Annotated in this window: 22 protein-coding genes and 2 other annotated features; all 22 genes read right to left on the bottom strand. The window is 48.0% G+C overall.

Features of this window, described 5'->3' with window-relative positions; all coding sequences use genetic code 11:
- Positions 1–51 precede the first annotated feature (51 nt).
- The 22 genes from rplL to KNQ08_RS15665 all read right to left on the bottom strand — a co-directional run bounded on the left by rplL (position 52) and on the right by KNQ08_RS15665 (position 18,514).
- Positions 52–420, bottom strand: a complete 369-nt coding sequence (gene rplL, locus KNQ08_RS15770; protein ID WP_023466613.1) for a 50S ribosomal protein L7/L12 — start codon at positions 418–420, stop codon at positions 52–54.
- A gap of 76 nt (positions 421–496) precedes the next feature.
- Positions 497–1,003: a 50S ribosomal protein L10 gene (gene rplJ / locus KNQ08_RS15765; protein WP_023466611.1), complete on the bottom strand. Its 507-nt coding sequence runs from the start codon at positions 1,001–1,003 to the stop codon at positions 497–499.
- A gap of 50 nt (positions 1,004–1,053) precedes the next feature.
- Positions 1,054–1,205: a sequence feature (ribosomal protein L10 leader region), on the bottom strand.
- A 55-nt stretch (positions 1,206–1,260) separates the two neighbouring features.
- Complete coding sequence (gene rplA, locus KNQ08_RS15760; RefSeq protein ID WP_023466610.1) at positions 1,261–1,947, bottom strand: 50S ribosomal protein L1; 687 nt, start codon at positions 1,945–1,947, stop codon at positions 1,261–1,263.
- 117 nt (positions 1,948–2,064) lie between these two features.
- Positions 2,065–2,490, bottom strand: coding sequence for a 50S ribosomal protein L11 (rplK, locus tag KNQ08_RS15755; protein ID WP_023466609.1), 426 nt, complete (start codon positions 2,488–2,490; stop codon positions 2,065–2,067).
- Between the two features lie 149 nt (positions 2,491–2,639).
- The gene (gene nusG, locus KNQ08_RS15750; protein WP_023466607.1) at positions 2,640–3,191 is read right to left on the bottom strand and encodes a transcription termination/antitermination protein NusG; all 552 of its coding nucleotides are present in this window, start codon (positions 3,189–3,191) and stop codon (positions 2,640–2,642) included.
- Between the two features lie 19 nt (positions 3,192–3,210).
- The gene (gene secE / locus KNQ08_RS15745) at positions 3,211–3,381 is read right to left on the bottom strand and encodes a preprotein translocase subunit SecE (RefSeq protein WP_023466605.1); all 171 of its coding nucleotides are present in this window, start codon (positions 3,379–3,381) and stop codon (positions 3,211–3,213) included.
- A gap of 44 nt (positions 3,382–3,425) precedes the next feature.
- A complete protein-coding gene (gene rpmG / locus KNQ08_RS15740; protein WP_023466603.1) occupies positions 3,426–3,572 on the bottom strand; it encodes a 50S ribosomal protein L33 in 147 nt (48 codons plus the stop codon).
- Between the two features lie 155 nt (positions 3,573–3,727).
- Positions 3,728–4,369, bottom strand: a complete 642-nt coding sequence (gene sigH, locus KNQ08_RS15735) for an RNA polymerase sporulation sigma factor SigH (RefSeq protein ID WP_029343084.1) — start codon at positions 4,367–4,369, stop codon at positions 3,728–3,730.
- A gap of 187 nt (positions 4,370–4,556) precedes the next feature.
- Positions 4,557–5,087, bottom strand: coding sequence for an NYN domain-containing protein (locus tag KNQ08_RS15730; protein WP_214806296.1), 531 nt, complete (start codon positions 5,085–5,087; stop codon positions 4,557–4,559).
- Positions 5,084–5,848 carry a 23S rRNA (guanosine(2251)-2'-O)-methyltransferase RlmB gene (rlmB, locus tag KNQ08_RS15725; RefSeq protein ID WP_035399377.1) on the bottom strand — a complete coding sequence of 255 codons (765 nt, stop codon included), beginning with the start codon at positions 5,846–5,848 and terminating at the stop codon, positions 5,084–5,086. Before rlmB ends, KNQ08_RS15730 begins: the two co-directional genes overlap by 4 nt.
- Before the next feature lie 85 nt (positions 5,849–5,933).
- Positions 5,934–6,338 (bottom strand): Mini-ribonuclease 3, encoded by a 405-nt coding sequence (locus KNQ08_RS15720; protein ID WP_023466600.1) that lies wholly within the window; start codon positions 6,336–6,338, stop codon positions 5,934–5,936.
- Complete coding sequence (gene cysS / locus KNQ08_RS15715; RefSeq protein ID WP_214806294.1) at positions 6,335–7,732, bottom strand: cysteine--tRNA ligase; 1,398 nt, start codon at positions 7,730–7,732, stop codon at positions 6,335–6,337. The genes KNQ08_RS15720 and cysS overlap by 4 nt, the downstream gene beginning before the upstream one ends.
- Positions 7,686–8,405, bottom strand: a complete 720-nt coding sequence (epsC, locus tag KNQ08_RS15710; protein WP_255343794.1) for a serine O-acetyltransferase EpsC — start codon at positions 8,403–8,405, stop codon at positions 7,686–7,688. Before epsC ends, cysS begins: the two co-directional genes overlap by 47 nt.
- 9 nt (positions 8,406–8,414) lie before the next feature.
- Positions 8,415–8,633: a binding site (T-box leader), on the bottom strand.
- Positions 8,633–10,081 carry a glutamate--tRNA ligase gene (gene gltX, locus KNQ08_RS15705; protein ID WP_023466595.1) on the bottom strand — a complete coding sequence of 483 codons (1,449 nt, stop codon included), beginning with the start codon at positions 10,079–10,081 and terminating at the stop codon, positions 8,633–8,635. Its footprint overlaps the feature before it by 1 nt.
- Positions 10,082–10,124: 43 nt before the next feature.
- The gene (gene ispF / locus KNQ08_RS15700; protein WP_029343079.1) at positions 10,125–10,607 is read right to left on the bottom strand and encodes a 2-C-methyl-D-erythritol 2,4-cyclodiphosphate synthase; all 483 of its coding nucleotides are present in this window, start codon (positions 10,605–10,607) and stop codon (positions 10,125–10,127) included.
- Between the two features lie 2 nt (positions 10,608–10,609).
- Positions 10,610–11,293 (bottom strand): 2-C-methyl-D-erythritol 4-phosphate cytidylyltransferase, encoded by a 684-nt coding sequence (ispD, locus tag KNQ08_RS15695; RefSeq protein WP_023466592.1) that lies wholly within the window; start codon positions 11,291–11,293, stop codon positions 10,610–10,612.
- A gap of 132 nt (positions 11,294–11,425) precedes the next feature.
- Positions 11,426–12,511 carry a PIN/TRAM domain-containing protein gene (locus tag KNQ08_RS15690; protein ID WP_214806293.1) on the bottom strand — a complete coding sequence of 362 codons (1,086 nt, stop codon included), beginning with the start codon at positions 12,509–12,511 and terminating at the stop codon, positions 11,426–11,428.
- Positions 12,512–12,638: 127 nt separating this feature from the next.
- Positions 12,639–14,015 (bottom strand): DNA repair protein RadA, encoded by a 1,377-nt coding sequence (gene radA, locus KNQ08_RS15685; protein WP_251133739.1) that lies wholly within the window; start codon positions 14,013–14,015, stop codon positions 12,639–12,641.
- A gap of 76 nt (positions 14,016–14,091) precedes the next feature.
- On the bottom strand, positions 14,092–16,539 hold the full coding sequence (gene clpC, locus KNQ08_RS15680; protein WP_023466588.1) for an ATP-dependent protease ATP-binding subunit ClpC: 2,448 nt from the start codon (positions 16,537–16,539) through the stop codon (positions 14,092–14,094).
- Positions 16,539–17,612 carry a protein arginine kinase gene (locus KNQ08_RS15675; RefSeq protein WP_064300986.1) on the bottom strand — a complete coding sequence of 358 codons (1,074 nt, stop codon included), beginning with the start codon at positions 17,610–17,612 and terminating at the stop codon, positions 16,539–16,541. Before KNQ08_RS15675 ends, clpC begins: the two co-directional genes overlap by 1 nt.
- The gene (locus KNQ08_RS15670; RefSeq protein ID WP_231925672.1) at positions 17,605–18,036 is read right to left on the bottom strand and encodes a hypothetical protein; all 432 of its coding nucleotides are present in this window, start codon (positions 18,034–18,036) and stop codon (positions 17,605–17,607) included. The genes KNQ08_RS15675 and KNQ08_RS15670 overlap by 8 nt, the downstream gene beginning before the upstream one ends.
- A 22-nt stretch (positions 18,037–18,058) precedes the next feature.
- Positions 18,059–18,514 carry a CtsR family transcriptional regulator gene (locus KNQ08_RS15665; RefSeq protein ID WP_023466578.1) on the bottom strand — a complete coding sequence of 152 codons (456 nt, stop codon included), beginning with the start codon at positions 18,512–18,514 and terminating at the stop codon, positions 18,059–18,061.
- Positions 18,515–18,694 lie beyond the last annotated feature (180 nt).

The raw sequence follows: 18,694 nt of genomic DNA, 5'->3' as shown, positions 1-18,694 counted from the left end.
ACAAAAGAAGCTCGCAATGCGAGCTTCTCTTGTTTCTACGGAAGAAGAAAATTACTTAACTTCTACAGTAGCGCCAGCTTCTTCAAGCTTAGCTTTCATTGCTTCAGCGTCTTCTTTCGAAACGCCTTCTTTAACTGGTGCTGGAGTTCCGTCTACGAGAGCTTTCGCTTCTTTAAGACCGAGACCAGTCAATTCGCGAACTGCTTTGATGACGTTGATTTTACCAGATCCAGCGTTAGTAAGGATAACGTCGAATTCAGTTTGCTCTTCAGCTGCTGCGCCTGCGCCAGCACCTGCAACTGCTACTGGAGCTGCTGCTGATACGCCGAATTCTTCTTCGATTGTTTTTACGAGTTCGTTAAGTTCAAGAACAGTCATGCCCTTGAGGTCTTCGATAAATTGCTCTTTGTTGAAAGCCATTATGGTTTTCCTCCTTTGATTTAGCCCACGTTGGGGTGTGAAAATTGTGTTGGTTGCCTATCCCGCTAAGCAGAAATTAAGCAGATTGTTCTTCTTTTTGCTCTGCGATTGCGTTCGTTGCCACCGCGAGTCCACGGATTGGCGCTTGAAGCACGCTGAGGAGCATCGAAAGGAGACCTTCGCGTGATGGAAGTTCCGCAAGGGCTTTGACATCTTCTACTGAAGTGACTTTGCCTTCGATGATACCACCTTTAAGTTCGAGAGCCTTGTGCGTTTTAGCGAAGTCGTTCAAGATCTTAGCTGGCGCGATAACGTCTTCATTGCTGAAGGCGATCGCACTAGGACCTGTGAAGACTTCATCAAGACCTTCGAGGTTGCTTTGAACTGCCGCGCGGCGGAGGAGACCGTTTTTGTAAACTTTGAATTCAACGCCCGCTTCGCGGAGTTGTTTACGAAGTTCAGTGACTTCTTCTACTGTGAGACCACGGTAGTCGACGACAACTGTTCCTGCGCTCGCTTGGAGTTTCTCAGCGATCTCAGATACGAGATCCGCTTTGACAGCGATAACTTTTTCGTTTGCCATTTCTGTTGCACCTCCTGGTAGATGAAATGTACCGGTGCGAGGGGCTGCTCGATTTCAAATAAAAAGCCTCCGTCTGCAGAGCAGAGGAGGCGTAATCGTCAAAAAGGATACCTGAACAAACAGGCTCTCTGAGCAAGAACACCTCGGAAGGATTTATGCCCATGTGAGCACCTTCTGTCTACGGTATGTCGAAATATATCAACGTTTTATACTGTAACAGCGTTCTTAGAACGTTGTCAAGTTCGTTTTAGACGAAATTATTTCGCGAAGTCAGCTGAAGATACTTTTACACCAGGACCCATTGTAGAAGCGATCGCGATGTTCTTAAGGTATACACCTTTAGCAGTAGCAGGCTTAACTTTTACGAGAGTTTCGATAACTGTGTTGATGTTCTCAACGAGTTTCTCGTTATCGAATGATTTTTTACCGACAGGAACGTGGATGTTACCTGATTTGTCGACACGGTACTCAACTTTACCAGCTTTGATATCGTTGATTGCTTTTGTGACGTCAAATGTAACTGTACCTGTTTTCGGGTTTGGCATGAGGCCTTTTGGTCCGAGAACGCGACCAAGTTTACCAACTTCACCCATCATGTCTGGTGTCGCGACGATAACGTCGAAGTCGAACCATCCTTGTTGGATTTTGTTGATGTACTCAGCATCACCAGCGTAATCTGCTCCAGCAGCTTCCGCTTCTTTTAATTTCTCACCTTTCGCGAAGACGAGAACTTTTTGTGTTTTACCAGTACCGTGTGGCAATACGACTGCTCCACGGATTTGTTGGTCTGCTTTCTTCGGATCTACTCCGAGACGAACAGCCAATTCGATAGTCTCATCGAATTTCGCAGTTGCAGATTTTTTAGTCAAATCTACAGCTTCTGCGAGTTCGTATGAAACCGTACGATCGATAAGCTTAGCAGCTTCTTTGTACTTCTTACCCATTTTAGGTTCCTCCTTTGTGGTTGTGCGGAAAATCCTCCCACATAATGAAAGGGTAGCAGGCTTCAAGAAACTATCCGCCTGCGACCCTCATCGTTGTTCATGGTAATCAAAAAGACATTAGTCTTCGATTACGATACCCATAGAACGTGCAGTACCTTCAACCATCAACATTGCTGTTTCAACAGATGATGCGTTAAGGTCTGGCATTTTTGTTTCAGCGATTTCACGAACTTTGTCACGTTTGACAGTCGCTACTTTCTTACGGTTCGGTTCACCTGAACCACTCTCAATTCCAGCTGCTTTCTTCAAGAGAACTGCTGCTGGAGGAGTTTTAGTGATGAATGTGAATGAACGATCTTCAAAAACCGTGATGACTACAGGGATAATCAAGCCGGCTTGGTCTTGTGTACGAGCGTTGAACTCTTTACAGAAGCCCATGATGTTCACACCTGCTTGACCGAGTGCCGGTCCAACTGGTGGAGCTGGGTTTGCTTTGCCCGCAGGAATTTGAAGTTTTACGAGTTTCATAACCTTCTTCGCCACGAGACACACCTCCTTAATTCTTTAATGTGGTTTAATTGGACGTTGCGCGTCCTCCCACTCATTCTATTCGACGAGTTATTTATCGAAATAAGCACAACATCAAACACGAAAAATTGTATCATTAAAACAAAACATTCGCAATAGGAAACTTAATCGATTTTATCGACCTGTGCGAAATCAAGCTCGACCTTCGTTTCGCGACCGAACATATCAACAGAGACTTTCATTTTCTCAGCATCTGTATCAAGCTCCTCGATCGTACCTTCGAGATTCTCGAAAGCTCCTTCTTTGATTCGGACGATTTGTCCGAGTGAGAAGTCGTAACGGCTCTTCAGATCGACGAGACCCATTGATCCAAGGATGTTTTCTGCTTCTTCCGGAAGGAGTGGTGTCGGTTTTGAACCGCCGCCGACTGATCCGAGGAAGCCCGTGACGTTCGGAGTATTCCGGACGACATACCAAGAATCATCCGTCATGACCATCTCGACGAGGACATACCCCGGGAAGATCTTGACTTCACGTTCCTTGATTTTCGTTTCTCCCTTTTTGTTCGTTACTTCTTCTTGTACCGTTTCAATCGGAACGAGTACACGGAAGATTTTTTCGTCCATGTTCATGGATTCAATCCGACGTTCAAGGTTCGCCTTGACGTTGTTTTCAAATCCGGAATACGTTTGGACGACAAACCATTGTTTCTCCATGGTAGGCCACCTCTTCTTTTTACTTAATCAACCAGCTCATCAATGCGCTAAGCCCTGAATCGACGCCGAAGATGAAGACACCCATGAAGATCACCATACCGATGACCGTCAATGTGTATTTCGTCAGCTCTTTCCGTTTTGGCCAGCTCGTCTTTTTCAATTCATTCCATACGTCACGCAAAAATTTCATCGTACTTTCCCTCCAGGATGTAATAAATCGGGACAGATGAAGCCTTATTTCGCTTCTTTATGAATCGTATGCGCGTTACAACGACGGCAGAATTTCTTCAATTCCAAGCGGACAGTGACGTCCTCTTTTTTCATCGTCGTATAGTCGCGGGCACCGCAATTATCACAAGCAAGGCCTACTTTCTTCGCCATCTCAAAGTCCTCCTTCTTTGCCACTCTTCTCTTCTGTTAAGGTACTTTCCTTCCGAAAAAGAGCGTAAAAAAAAACGCCTATGAGCGGCGTCTCGCTAGTAAGGCGCTAGTTATACAGTAGCATAGGAAGGGATTACGGTCAATCTACCTCTCTGTTAGACCGTCATCTTTCGTGCTTCAAGATATCGCTCAAGCTTGCGCTTGACACGTTGCAAGGCATTGTCGATCGATTTGACGTGACGATCGAGGTCGTCAGAGATTTCCTGATACGTCCGTCCGTCGAGATAGAGCGCGAGGACCTTCCGTTCGAGGTCGCTCAGAATCTCATCCATCTTCGATTCGATGTCTGCGTATTCTTCCCGGTTGATGATCAAGATTTGTGGATCAGAAGGTGCTGTCGACGTGATGATATCAAGTAACGTCCGCTCCGATTCATCGTCATAGATCGGTTTATCGAGCGAGATGTACGAGTTCAACGGGATATGTTTCTGACGTGTCGCCGTCTTGATCGCAGTGATCATCTGTCGCGTGATGCATAATTCGGCAAATCCTTTAAACGAGGCGAGCTTATCCGTTCGGTAATCCCGTACCGCCTTATAGAGACCGATCATTCCTTCTTGAATGATGTCTTCGCGGTCTGCCCCGATCAAAAAGTAAGAACGGGCTTTGGCACGTACGAAATTTCGATACCGCTCGATCAAAAATTCGAGCGCATCGCTGTTATCGAACTCTTTCGCTTGTTCTACAAGCGCTTCATCGGTCATGCACTCAAACTGGTCGAACGAAACCAAACTCATCCTGTATCCCTCCAAGCATCATTGACGAATAGTTCAATTGTTTTTAATTATACAATAATTACCTGTCGCACGACAATGAAAATTGGCATGACCTCTTTTGTTGTATCCAAAATGTATCTTTTCTACAAAAAAATCCACCGCTCTCGAATGAAGGAGAACGGCGGATTGCTCATACGAATGGTTCATATCATGTATCTGAATTCTTTCGTCGACGAATCGCTTCGAGGCGCGCGACGACATCTTCCGGTAAATCAATCTTCGAGCGCGGTTGAGCCGTCGTCTTCGCAGACGTCGTTTGTTGCTTGATGACGGCAACTGCTGCTTTCCACTCACGCCGGAGTTCCTGCGCTGATATACGGAGTGCTCCAAGCGTGAAGATGACCCATTGCTCCGTGTAGTCGTTCGTCGCTACCGTCAGCTTGACCCGGATATCCTGCAGCCAGTCAGCGGCGGTTTTCTCAATCCACTCGTCCGCCGTCTCGTTTTCTCGTGTATAGACGATATCGATTCCGCTTTTTAGCATCCGAGACTCACGCCCTGGTTGCAGATAGGCATCAAAGACGATCGTAACGTTGATCCCTGTGACGGCTTGGTACTCCGCCATCGCATGAATCAACCGTTCCCGTGCTAATTCAAAGTCTTGCTCCCGCAACGTCCGAAATTCTGGCCATGCGCCAATGATATTGTAGCCATCTACGATGAGGCGATCATATTTCATCGCGCATACGGCTTTCTAGTCCGGTAGACTTCATATAATAATAGCGAAGCCGCGACCGATGCGTTGAGCGACGTGACATGTCCTGCCATCGGGAGGTGGACGAGGAAGTCACATTTCTCACGGACGAGCCGGCTCATTCCTTTTCCTTCACTTCCAATGACGATTCCGAGCGGCATCGTACCATCGAGTGTCCGGTAGTCGTCACTTTCACGTGCATCCGTTCCGACGAACCAGATGCCTTGTTTCTTTAGATCCTCCATCGTCCGAGCGAGGTTCGTCACACGAACGACCGGGATATGTTCGATCGCGCCCGTTGATGCCTTGGCGACGACTTGCGTCAACCCGACTGAGCGACGCTTCGGAATGATGATTCCGTGTGCTCCGACAGCATCTGCTGTCCGCAAGATTGATCCGAGGTTATGTGGATCCTCGAGCTCATCAAGCATGATCAAGAGCGGTGTTTCATCCTTTTGACGTGCAAGCTCGAAGATGTCTTCCATCTCGGCGTATTCATACGCAGCAACCGCTGCGACGACACCTTGGTGATTTTCCGTTCCAGCTAAACCGGTTAACCGCGAACGCGGGACGAGCTGGATTTGAATGCCCGCTTCCTGCGCCATCGCATGGATGACGGCGAGCGGTCCTTTTTGTTGTCCTTCCTGCAAGAACAGCTTGTTCATCTCTCGTCCACTCCGCAATGCCTCTAGGACCGGATTACGACCTGACAAGAAATCTTGTCCTTCTTCGAGTGGTTCGATCACGACGGGCTGTTCCTTGACTGGAGCGGCTTTTCGTTTCTCTTGTACTGGGCGCTGTGCCTTCGTTTTCGGCTTCGCACCGGTAGCCTTAGGATTCGTCTGTTTTTTCGGCTTCGAGTAGTTCGAACGCTTGTCCGATGAGTTCTTCAAGGCGATCCCCTCCTTCTGAAAGATAAATATAACCGAGCAATGCTTCAAATGCTGTCGCGTAGCGATACGTGTGGACGTCCGTGCTCTTCGGGACAGAACCGGATTTCGCGTTCTTTCCGCGCCGAACGACCGCTGCTTCTTCTTCCGTCAGCGCATCCGTGTTCAACCAGTGCGTCACGACCGTCGCTTGTGCTTGAGCCCGAACGTACCGGACAGCTGCTTTATGCAACTCGCCCGGCTTCACATAACCTTGTTCGAGCAATCGCTCCCGCACACGAATCTCATAGACGACATCGCCCATGTACGCTAACGCGAGTGCATTCAGTTGTTTGTAATTCTTCATCCGCGCTTCCACCGCATCCCTTGCGCTGTGTCTTCCAGCAAGATCCCTTGATCACGTAGCTGATCGCGGATTGCGTCCGCTCGTGCGAAGTCACGATTTTGACGGGCTGTGTTCCGCTCTTCGATCAACTGTTCGACTTCTTCATCGAGTAAGCCTTTGTCGACTGTCAACGTGACACCGAGGACATCTGATAATTCCGAGAAGAGTGCGAGGAACTGTTCGAGCACCTGTTTCGACACATGTGCTTCTCCGAGGTACAAGTTGGCTTCTTTCGAGAGATCGAATAAATCCGTCACAGCGTTCGCTGTATTGAAATCATCATCCATCGATGTGATGAAATGTTCCTTGATCGCCGCTAGACGATTCAACCACTTCTCGTCACCTGTTCCGAGATCGGCCGTCATTTCAAGGCGGTGTTCGATGTTTGCGACCGATTCCCGAATCCGTGCGAGACCATTCGCTGCTTGATCGATCAGTTCACGACTGTAGTTGATCGGGTGACGATACTGAACCGATAACATGAAGAATCGTAATACCATCGGATCGACCGCTTGGATTGCTTCATGAACCGTCAAGAAGTTACCGAGCGACTTCGACATCTTCTCGTTTTCGATGTTTAAGAACCCGTTATGCATCCAGTAGTTTGCGAACTTCTGTGAGTTGCATGCTTCCGACTGGGCGATCTCATTCTCATGGTGCGGGAACTTCAAGTCTTGTCCACCAGCATGAATGTCAATCGTCTCTCCAAGGTATTTCTTTGCCATCGCCGAGCACTCGATGTGCCAGCCTGGTCGTCCTTCGCCCCATGGACTCGTCCATGCCGGCTCACCTGGTTTTGCTGCTTTCCAGAGCACGAAATCAAGCGGATCTTCTTTTTTCTCTCCGACTTCGATTCGTGCGCCTGCGCGCAATTCATCGATCGACTGTTGGCTCAATTGACCATAATCCTTGAAACTACGCGTCCGGAAGTAGACATCCCCGCTTGATGCGTAGGCATTGCCTTTTTCGACGAGGACTTCGATGAAGGAGATGATATCGTCCATCGTTTCCGTGACGAGTGGATGGATATCCGCTTTTTGGACATTCAAGGCGCCCGTATCCGCGTGATACGCCTCAATGAAACGTTTCGTCAACGCATGATAGTCTTCTCCGAGTTCGTTTGCTGTCCGGATGATCTTATCATCGACGTCCGTGAAGTTCGAGACATATTTGACTTCATATCCGCGGTATGTGAAGTAGCGACGGACCGTATCGAAGACGATGGCCGGACGTGCGTTTCCGATATGAATGTAGTTGTACACAGTCGGGCCACAGACATACATCTTGACCTTTCCTTCTTCTAATGGTTTAAATGGTTCCTTTTTTCCGGTCATGCTGTTGTACAGTTGAATCATGACGTCGCCCTCCTTTAATCCGTTCAATTTCTTGTTTTAATACTTCTAGTTCCATTTCAATCCGCTCTTGACATTCGCTGACCGGATCCGGGAAACGATGATCAAGTGGTGCTTCGACCTTCATGCCGTCTTGAATGACGACACGTCCCGGAATGCCGACGACAGTCGCATTGGGAGGAACGTGTTTTAAGACGACAGAACTAGCACCGATTTTTGAGTATGCCCCAATCGTGATATCACCAAGGACACGGGCACCGGCAGAGACAAGTACGCCGTCTTCAATCGTCGGATGACGCTTTCCTGTTTCTTTCCCCGTTCCGCCGAGTGTCACGCCTTGAAACAACGTGACGTCATCACCAATGATCGTCGTCTCACCAATGACGACACCCATCCCGTGGTCAATAAAGAACCGGCGTCCGATCGTCGCTCCTGGATGAATCTCGATGCCTGTCAAAAAGCGACTGAACTGCGAAATTAATCGACCGAGTAAGCGGAACTTTGCGTTCCAGAGTCGATGGGCCAGACGATGCATCCAAATCGCATGTAAGCCCGGGTATGTCAAAATGACTTCTAACGTGCTGCGGGCAGCTGGATCTTGCTCAAACACATTGCGGATATCTTCTCGTATCCGTGTCATATACGTTCTCCTCTCCATAAGAAAAAGCGCCTCTATGCATTGCTGCACAGAGACGCTAACGAAGCGCGGTCCCACTCTGTTTGGACGATTGACTCGTCCCTCTCGACGTCCGTTAACGCCGGAGATACGTCTGCGCCTACTCTCACGGATTTCGGGCAGCACTCAGAGGGGCATTTCATGATTCGCTTCTTCAAGCCCTCGCACCATTCGAGCTTGTCTCTGGAGAAGAAGACGCATCGTTACTTTCCTCGTCTACGCTTTCGTTATTCTGCTTCAAGCCGTGCAAGCACACGGTCTTTTCCTAGTAATTGAATCGTGTTCGGGAGTTCTGGACCATGCGTCTGTCCTGTCGTCGCGACACGAATTGGCATGAATAAATTCTTTCCTTTTTGACCAGTCGCTTTTTGCGTCGCTTTGATCGATGCTTTAATTGCTTCTGGTGTCCACTCTTCGAGAGCACGTAACTGGTTCGCGAATTCTGCAAGTACAGTCGGAACCGTCTCGCCACTCAAGACAGTGTTTGCCTCTTCATCATACACCACTTCGTCCTCAAAGAACATCTCTGAAAGCTTGACGATTTCCGCGCCATGCGTCATCTGTTCGCGGTATAACGCGACAAGATCACGTGCCCAAGCGAGCTCTTCTTCTGAAGGTGACGCTTCGACGCGACCTGCTTCTTGTAGGAACGGAAGACTGGCTTCGAATACTTCTTCGAACGATTGATGTTTCATGTACTGGCTATTGATCCAAGCCAATTTGTTTTGGTCAAAGACAGCTGGACTCTTCGAGAGACGATCCGCGTCAAAGATTTCGATGAACTCTTCTTTCGTGAAGATCTCTTGTTCGCCGACTGGTGACCAACCGAGAAGCGTGATGAAGTTGAGCAATGCTTCCGGGAGATAACCGAGCTCTTTATACTGCTCGATATACTGAATGATCGAGTGATCACGTTTCGAGAGTTTCTTGTGTGATTCGTTGACGATCAATGTCATGTGACCGAACGTCGGGTATTCCCAACCGAACGCATCATAGATCATCATCTGTTTCGGTGTGTTCGAAATATGATCATCCCCACGAAGAACATGGCTGATCGCCATCAAGTGATCGTCGATGACGACGGCAAAGTTATACGTCGGAATGCCGTCTTTTTTGACGATGACCCAGTCACCGAAGTCTTTTGATTCGAATGAGACATCGTCTTTAACGATATCATTCCATGTATACGTGACATCTTCCGGTACACGAATCCGAATCGACGGCGTGCGACCTTCTGCGCGGAACGCTTCTTCTTGTTCTGCTGTCAGGTTACGGTGTGCTCCTGAATAACGCGGTGCTTCTCCACGTGCGATTTGTGCTTCGCGTTCTGCTTCGAGCTCTTCCGATGTCATATAGCAACGGTAAGCAAGTCCTTTTTCAAGTAACTCATCCGTGTATTTTTGATAGATATCGAGACGCTCCATTTGTGAATAAGGACCGTACTCGCCACCGCGACCTGGACCTTCGTCCCAATCGACACCGAGCCACTCGAGGTTCTTCATTTGACTCTCGACACCGCCTGCGATGTTCCGCTTTTGGTCCGTATCCTCGATTCGTAATACCATCTTACCGCCTAAGTGGCGCGCAAAGAGATAGTTAAATAATGCAGTCCGGGCATTCCCGATATGCAAGTGTCCTGTTGGACTTGGGGCATAACGTACTCGTACTTCTGCCATTGCCAATCACTCCTTCGACTAAAATTCGCTTATCTAGTATACCTTATTCTTCGATTCGTTTCAGTAGAATCACTGCTTGACAAGCGATTCCCTCTTCTCGTCCCGTAAAACCTAACCATTCCGTCGTCGTTGCCTTGACATTGATCTGTTCAATGTCCGCTTCGAGTAATTCCGCGATCCGCGCACGCATCGTGTCGATGTACGGACGGAGCTTTGGTGCCTGTGCGATGACTGTCGCATCTAGGTTGCCAAGCTCATACCCTTGTTGTTTAACGAGCGCGTAGACATGCTGCAGCAATTTTGCTGAATCGGCATCCTTGAATTCCGGATCCGTATCCGGAAAATGTTTTCCGATATCCCCTGCTGCGATTGCACCAAGTGCCGCGTCGGCAATCGTATGTAACAAGACGTCTGCATCCGAGTGACCGAGCAATCCTTTCGTGTGCGGAATCTCGATGCCGCCTAAAATCAATTTCCGATCCTCTGCAAAGGCATGTACATCAAAACCTTGTCCAATTCGAATCATCGTCATTTCCCTCGTTTCATTAGAATCGCTTCACCGAACCACAAATCGTCCGGTGTCGTCATCTTGATATTTTCGTAGTGACCGTGGACGATCGTTACTTTTCCTCCGTCCCATTCTATCAAACTTGCATCATCGGTTCCTAGGTATTTCGTTGCCGCTTTTTCGTGAACCGTGCGAATCGTCGCAAGATCAAACGCTTGTGGTGTCTGCGCTGCCATCAGATGTTCCCGTGGGACGGTCTCGCTGATGTGGTTCGCTTCAATCCGTTTGACCGTGTCTTTAATCGGCACGGCAAGAATCGCTGCTTTGTCTAGGACTGCCGCTTGGACGACCGCATGAATCGCTGCTTGTGAAATGAACGGTCGGGCACCATCATGGATCAGAACGATCCCTTCGCCTTCTAACGCCTCAAGACCACGGAGCACACTTTCCTGACGTTCGGCACCACCCGCGACAAGTCTAATCGATGTCTTATAAGACGCGATAATACTTGTAAACCATTCCTGTTCTAGTGGATTGATCGCGAGGACGATTTCCGTACATGCCGGATCTGCCTCGAAGACATCCAGTGTCCAAGCGATGATTGGACGGTCTCTTAGTTCAAGCATCAATTTATTACGATCTGCGCCCATCCGCTTACCGGCACCGGCAGCGGGGATGACGACGCGATATGTGGCTGTAGACATCCCATTCCCTCTTTTCTCTCTCACTGATCATCGTGATCCATTCCATCACACCGAAAACGGACTCGATCATGAAATCGAATCCGTTGCGGGGTCTATCCGAATGCCTCTCGATGTCTCTCTAGGCATAGTGTCTCATTTTTCTTGTGGTTTCGCAAAAATCATTCGTCCAGCTGACGTCTGCAAGACACTCGTGACGACAACGCCAATCGTTTTAGAAATGAGGTGTTTGCCTCCTTCAACAACGACCATCGTCCCATCTTCGAGATAGGCGATACCCTGTTTTTGTTCTTTTCCTTCCTTGATGACAAGGACGGTCATCTCTTCTCCTGGAATGACGACTTGTTTAACGGCATTCGCCAAATCATTGATGTTGAGGACAGGAACATGTCGGACTTCACAGACTTTGTTCAAGTTATAGTCGTTCGTGACGACGATCCCTTTGACGAGTTCCGCGAGTTTGATCAATTTAATATCGACTTCCGGTACATCCTCGAAATCGCCATCATAAATTTCGACCTCGACTCCAGGGATCTCTTGTAACTCTTTTAAGACATCGAGTCCACGACGTCCACGATTTCGTTTCAACGTATCCGAAGAATCGGCGATGTACTGCAACTCACCGATGACGAATTGCGGGACGATCAGTTTTCCTTCGACGAAGCCGGTTTTCGTGATATCCGTAATTCGTCCGTCGATGATGACGCTCGTATCAAGTACCTTGCTGTTTGATTTAACTGGGACGACGACGTCTGGCGTCGCCTTTTTCTCACTTTGGTTGCTACGTAAGAAGATTTTCGTCAATTCATGACGTTTACGATACCCGACCGTAAAGCCAAGATATCCGAACAACGCGGTCACGAAGATCGTTAAGACGTTACTGAGGACAGGAATACCTACTAAATCAATCAATGTACTGACGAGGAAGGCCAGTACCAACCCAATCAACAAACCAAATGTTCCAAAAAAGAGATCTGCTACTGGGGCTTTGACGAGTCGTTCTTCTAAAAATCGGAGAAGTCGAATTACCGAATCCGTAATGAATAATCCAATTAATAAGAATATGAGTGCACCAATCGTTCCAGTTACGTATTCGCTCATCAACCATGCAGGGAATGTCGTATTCGTTGCCGTTTCAATTAATTGGAAGAACTGAGGAAGCAACAAAATCCCGAGGGCAAGTCCGAGTAATGCAAAAAATACCCGAATGACGATTTTCAATCTTCTCACCTCCTTTGCTTATTTTAAGTTCATTGTAACATGTACTGATTTGAACTACCTACGCCGGAAGGAGGGGAAACTGTTTACATATCCATTACAGTTCCCCCATTTTTTGCGTCATTCCAGCTTAAAACGGAATCGTTTCAAGTAATGCTTCGTCCACACTCTCGACACCTACGACCGTAATTCCGTCCGGATACGTCCAACCACCCAAGTTGTTTTTCGGAATGATCGCCCGCGTGAAACCGAGTTTAGCTGCTTCTGCTACACGTTGTTCAATCCGCGATACACGGCGAACCTCACCTGTCAATCCGACTTCACCAATCACGACATCCGTCGGACGCGTCGGCTTGTCACGGAAACTAGAAGCAATTGCCACACAAACCGCCAAGTCAATCGCCGGTTCATCAAGCTTCACACCACCGGCTGCCTTGAGGTACGCATCTTGTGTCTGAAGGAGAAGACCCGACCGTTTCTCAAGCACAGCCATCAATAAGGCTACCTTGTTTTGATCGATTCCGGTCGCCATCCGTCTTGGATTTCCGAATGACGTCGGTGAAATCAACGCTTGCAGTTCGACAAGGACGGTCCGTGTCCCTTCCATGGAAGCGACGATCGTCGAACCGGATACACCGGACGTCCGCTCCTCGAGGAAAATTTCTGACGGATTCAAGACCTCTTCAAGACCAGACTCCCGCATCTCAAAAATTCCTATCTCATTCGTTGAACCAAATCGGTTTTTGACGGCACGTAGAATCCGGAACGTATGGTGACGTTCACCTTCGAAATACAAGACGGCATCCACCATGTGCTCCAGTAAACGTGGTCCAGCAATCGAACCCTGTTTCGTGACGTGACCGACGATGAAGATCGCAATCCCGCGACTCTTCGCAATTTTCATCAGCATCGCCGTACATTCACGTACCTGTGTCACACTCCCGGGTGCAGACTGGATTTCATCAATGTAGACGGTTTGAATCGAGTCGATGATTAAAAAACGTGGCTGTTCTTCATCGACGACACGTTCAATCATGTTCATATCCGTCTCACTAAGGACGAACAAATCCTGTGTCGGTAAGCCAAGCCGTTCCGCGCGCAATTTAGTTTGTTTGAGCGATTCTTCTCCTGAGATGTAGAGCACTTTTTCGCCGCGCTGGGCAAGACGTGCGCTCGTCTGCAGTAAGATCGTCGACTTCCCGATCCCCGGATCTCCTCCAACAAGCACCATCGAACCTGGAACGATACCGCCTCCGAGAACACGGTCGAATTCACCACTTCCGGTAAAGACGCGACTCTCTTCTTGCGAGACGATGTTCGCGAGGCGCTCTGGCTTCAATTGTTTTGTTGTCGTATGAACGAAAGCTGCACCGCGCCGCCCTTTTTTCTCTTCGACGACTTCTTCGACCATCGTGTTCCATTCTCCGCACCCGGAACAACGTCCCATCCATTTCGGTGATTCGGTTCCACAGCTTTGACAAACGAATTTTGTTTTTAACTTAGCCAATCGATTCATCCTTTCTGTTTCAAAAAAAGAACCAGCTTCGCTCAGAAAGTGCGAAAGCTGGCCCTGTGCTCAGTGCTTATTCCGTTGCGGCAGAACTCACGTGATTCCGGCGAACGATGAATTCGTTCTCTTCGACATCAAGCGCAACACGTTCTCCTTTTTGGATATCGCCTGCGAGCAATGCTTCTGACAACCGGTCTTCCGCTTCCCGTTGAAGGGCACGACGGATTGGACGTGCGCCGTACTCTGGATCGTATCCGATATCGGCAATCTTCGAGAGGGCAGCTGGTGTCAATTCGAAATGAATTTCCTGTTCAGCCAAACGTTTTTCAAGGGTTTTCGCCATCAACTTCACGATCTCTTCGATGTGTTGTTTCTCGAGTGAGTGGAAGACGATCGTTTCATCAATCCGGTTCAAGAACTCTGGACGGAACGCCCGTTTGAGTTCTTCCATGACTTTATCTTTCATGTCTTTGTATTCGCGATCCGTATCTTCAGAAACAGCGAATCCGACATATTTATTACGTTTAAGGGCACTTGCACCGACGTTCGATGTCATGACGATGATCGTGTTACGGAAATCAACCGTCCGACCTTTCGAGTCTGTTAAGCGTCCATCATCAAGTACTTGCAAGAGAATGTTGAAGACTTCCGGGTGCGCCTTCTCGATTTCATCAAGTAAGATGACCGAGTATGGTTTCCGACGAACTTTTTCCGTCAATTGACCGCCTTCTTCGTAACCGACATATCCTGGAGGTGAACCGACGAGACGGCTCGTTGCATGTTTCTCCATGTACTCTGACATGTCGATCCGGATGATCGCATCCTCATCTCCGAACATCGCTTCGGCAACCGCACGGGCGAGTTCTGTTTTACCAACCCCAGTAGGACCGAGGAAGATGAACGAACCAATCGGACGTTTTGGATCTTTGAGTCCAGCACGTGCGCGACGGATGGCTTTTGAAATTGATTTAACGGCTTCATTTTGTCCGATGACACGATCGTGAAGGATTTCTTCGAGGCGAAGGAGACGATCCGTCTCTTCTTCCGCGATCTTCGTGACCGGTACACCTGTCCAGTTGGCAACGACTTGTGCGATGTCATCTTTTGTGACTTCAAGTTTTTCGTTGCCTTGTTTATTCTGCCATTCCTCTTTCAAACGCTCAAGCTCATCGCGTAATTTTTGTTCCGTATCGCGGAGGCTTGCTGCTTTTTCGAACTCTTGGCTTTGGACAGCTTCATCCTTGTCCTTGCGGATGCCTTCAAGTTTCGCTTCGACTTCTTTTAAGTTCGGTGGTGCTGTGTATGAACGCAACCGAACTTTCGATGCCGCTTCATCAATCAAATCGATCGCTTTATCCGGAAGGAAACGATCCGAAATGTATCGATCTGACAATGTGACGGCTTCTTGAATCGCTTCGTCTGTGATCGTCACACGGTGGTGTGCTTCATAACGATCGCGAAGACCAAATAGGATTTGTGTTGCTTCATCCGTTGTTGGCTCTGCGACTTGGATCGGTTGGAAACGACGTTCGAGTGCCGCATCTTTCTCGATGTATTTCCGGTACTCATCAAGAGTCGTTGCTCCGATACACTGGAGTTCGCCTCGTGCGAGCGATGGTTTAAGGATGTTCGATGCATCGATCGCACCTTCTGCTCCACCCGCTCCGATCAATGTATGCAACTCATCAATGAAGAGAATGATGTTCCCCGCTTGACGAATCTCATCCATGACCTTTTTCAAACGATCCTCGAATTCACCACGGTATTTTGTACCGGCGACAAGTGTCCCCATGTCGAGTACCATAACACGTTTATTGCGTAACGTCTCCGGTACTTCATTATTGATGATTTGTTGAGCGAGACCTTCGACGACAGCCGTTTTACCGACCCCTGGTTCCCCGATCAAGACCGGGTTATTTTTCGTCCGGCGGCTCAAGACTTCGATGACACGTTGAATTTCTTTCGCACGACCGATAACTGGATCAAGACGTGTTTCGCGCGCTTGTTGTGTCAAATCACGAGCAAGACCATCAAGTGTTGGTGTTGCGACACCTGAACCTGCTTGCGACGCGTTTGCTGTCGTTTCGCTGTTCCCGAGCAACTGGAGTACTTGCTGACGGGCTTTTGAAAGACTGATACCTAAGTTATTCAAGACACGAGCAGCAACGCCCTCTCCTTCTCGAATCAATCCGAGCAAGAGGTGTTCTGTTCCAACGTAAGAGTGACCTAGTTTACGTGCCTCATCCATTGATAACTCAATTACTTTTTTCGCACGTGGTGTATAGTGAATCGTCGTTGCACCATCTTGTCCGCGACCGATTAATGCTTCGACTTCCATCTGAATTTTATCTGAACTGAGACCGAGTGCTGTTAAGGCTTTCGCAGCGATTCCGTCTCCTTCACGTACAAGTCCGAGTAAAATGTGTTCTGTTCCGATATTGTGATGCCCCAACCGTACTGCCTCTTCTTGAGCAAGTGCCAATACACGTTGTGCACGTTCTGTGAATCGTCCAAACATCATTATGCAAAACCTCCTTGTGTGTGATCCCTGTTTGTCTGTTCGGTTAACATCGTCCGGATTCGTTTCGCCCGTTCGATGTCCCGTTCTCTAGATGTTAATTGTTTCCCGAAATGCTTTTGTAGAAAACCTGTTTGTAATGAAACGAGCAGTTGATGAAAAAGATTTGGAGGAAGATTGACCTCTAGTCCCAGACTGTCTGCTAAGCGAACATCCGATAGTCGTTCCGTTGCTTCCCGCGCTGTAATCAGTCGAGCTGATGTCAGGATACCGTAGGAACGATATAGTCTGTCCTCTAGTTCTTCTTGATACATCTCCAATAATCCTTTTCGTGCTGCCTGTTCTGCTTCAATTAATGCTTCGACGGCAAATTGATAGTCCGTGATCAGCATATCCTCACTTGCCCCAAGCGTCCGTTGGTTCGAAAGTTGGAACATGCGACCAGAGGCATCGCTTCCCTCGCCGTAACGCCCACGAATCGCGAATCCGAGCTGTCGTAAGTGTTTGATATAGCCTTGAATCTGATTCGTCAGGACCAGTCCCGGTAAGTGCAACATCACGGAAGCACGAAGACCTGTTCCGACGTTACTCGGACATGTCGTTAAATAACCAAGCGTATCATCAAAAGCAATTTTAAATCGTTCACTGATCAAACGATCGACTTGTTTTGCGATCCGAAACGCTTCTTCAAGTTGAAGTCCCGGTAATAACGTCTGAATTCGGAAATGATCCTCTTCGTTTACCATGACACTAATCTGTTCATCCTCACTAATAAAGAGTCCTGTCCGTGGATGACTTGCTAACGCTGGACTGATCAGATGCTTTTCTACTAAAGCGGTTCGCGTCAGGACATCTGCTTGATCGACGCGACCAAACCGGAACCCTTTCATCCCGTTTAGTTGGCGTTCTGTCTCTTCAATGAGCGCATTCGCTTGTGTTTCTGACAACATCGTTGAGAACGGATAACGTGTCGTATTACGCGCCAACCGGATCCGTGTCGAAACGACGATGTCGTCAAAGGGAGAAGATTGATTCATCGATTCGCTTAAAGGGTGTTGGAGCAACTCTTCAAACATGACGCAAATCCTCCTCGACACTCTCAATCTGTTGTTTTATGATTTCTGCTTCTTCATAATCTTCTGCTAAGATTTTGCGGTTAAGTTGTTCTTTCAATCGACTGAGCTGCTGGTTCAATCGTTTTTCAACGGATTCCTCATCAGGCCGTGAGCCATAATGTTGCGTATGACCGTGTTGGAACTGACGAACCATGCCGTCGACTTCGTCTTTAAAAAATGAATAACAAGTCGGGCAACCGACTTTACGAAGATGAAGCAATTGTTGACGGGTCATACCACAAGACGGACACGCCGTCCCTTGATATTCACGTGCTAACTCCCGCACACAAACCGAGCATAAGAACTTCTCATCGGTTTCCGATTCTTGTGGAAGTTTGACACGGACGATTGCTTCTCGTTCGCCACATCGTTGACAACGCATCATGCATTCCTCCAATGTCCGACGACTAGAGTCGCTTCATGGTTTGAAGAAGCGTCCGCATCAAGTGGGCACGCATCCGGTGTTGATCTTCGACCGCCATTGGCAAACTCTCTTTTTGCAACAGCGATTGAATCAAAATAGCTTCCCGCCGCGTCAATAATTGTTCGTTCATCAAACGAATCAAATAATCTTCTGCAGCTTGTTCCGTCAAATGATCACCGATCCATGAACTGACTTCGTCTAATAGATCGTGACTATCGAGCACAACGATTTTTTGAATCCGAATGTATCCACCGCCACCCCGTTTACTTTCAACAAAATAACCCTTTTCGACCGTAAAACGAGTATTAATGACGTAGTTGATTTGTGATGGAACACAGTCAAAACGTTGTGCAATTTCTTGACGTTTGATTTCAATCGTCTTTTCGTCGTGTAAAATTTGCTTTAAATAGGCTTCGATGATATCTGTGATGTTTTGCATTGGCACCACCTCTCTGACCATCTTTGACTATTGTTTGATTTAATAGTAATCATCTAAAAAAAGAAATGCAACTGATAAGGCTTTTTAGAAAACACAAAAAGACCGACCTGCAATCTGCAGATCGGTCAAGTGCCTGGCAACGTCCTATCCTCACAGGGGGAAGCCCCCAACTACTTTCGG

The sequence above is a fragment of the Exiguobacterium sp. s46 genome, assembly GCF_018618875.1.
In the GTDB taxonomy this organism is placed as follows: Bacteria; Bacillota; Bacilli; order Exiguobacteriales; family Exiguobacteriaceae; genus Exiguobacterium_A; species Exiguobacterium_A abrahamii.
The sequence above is the reverse complement of the archived record's forward strand: the minus strand, read 5'-3'. Positions and strand labels throughout refer to the sequence as shown.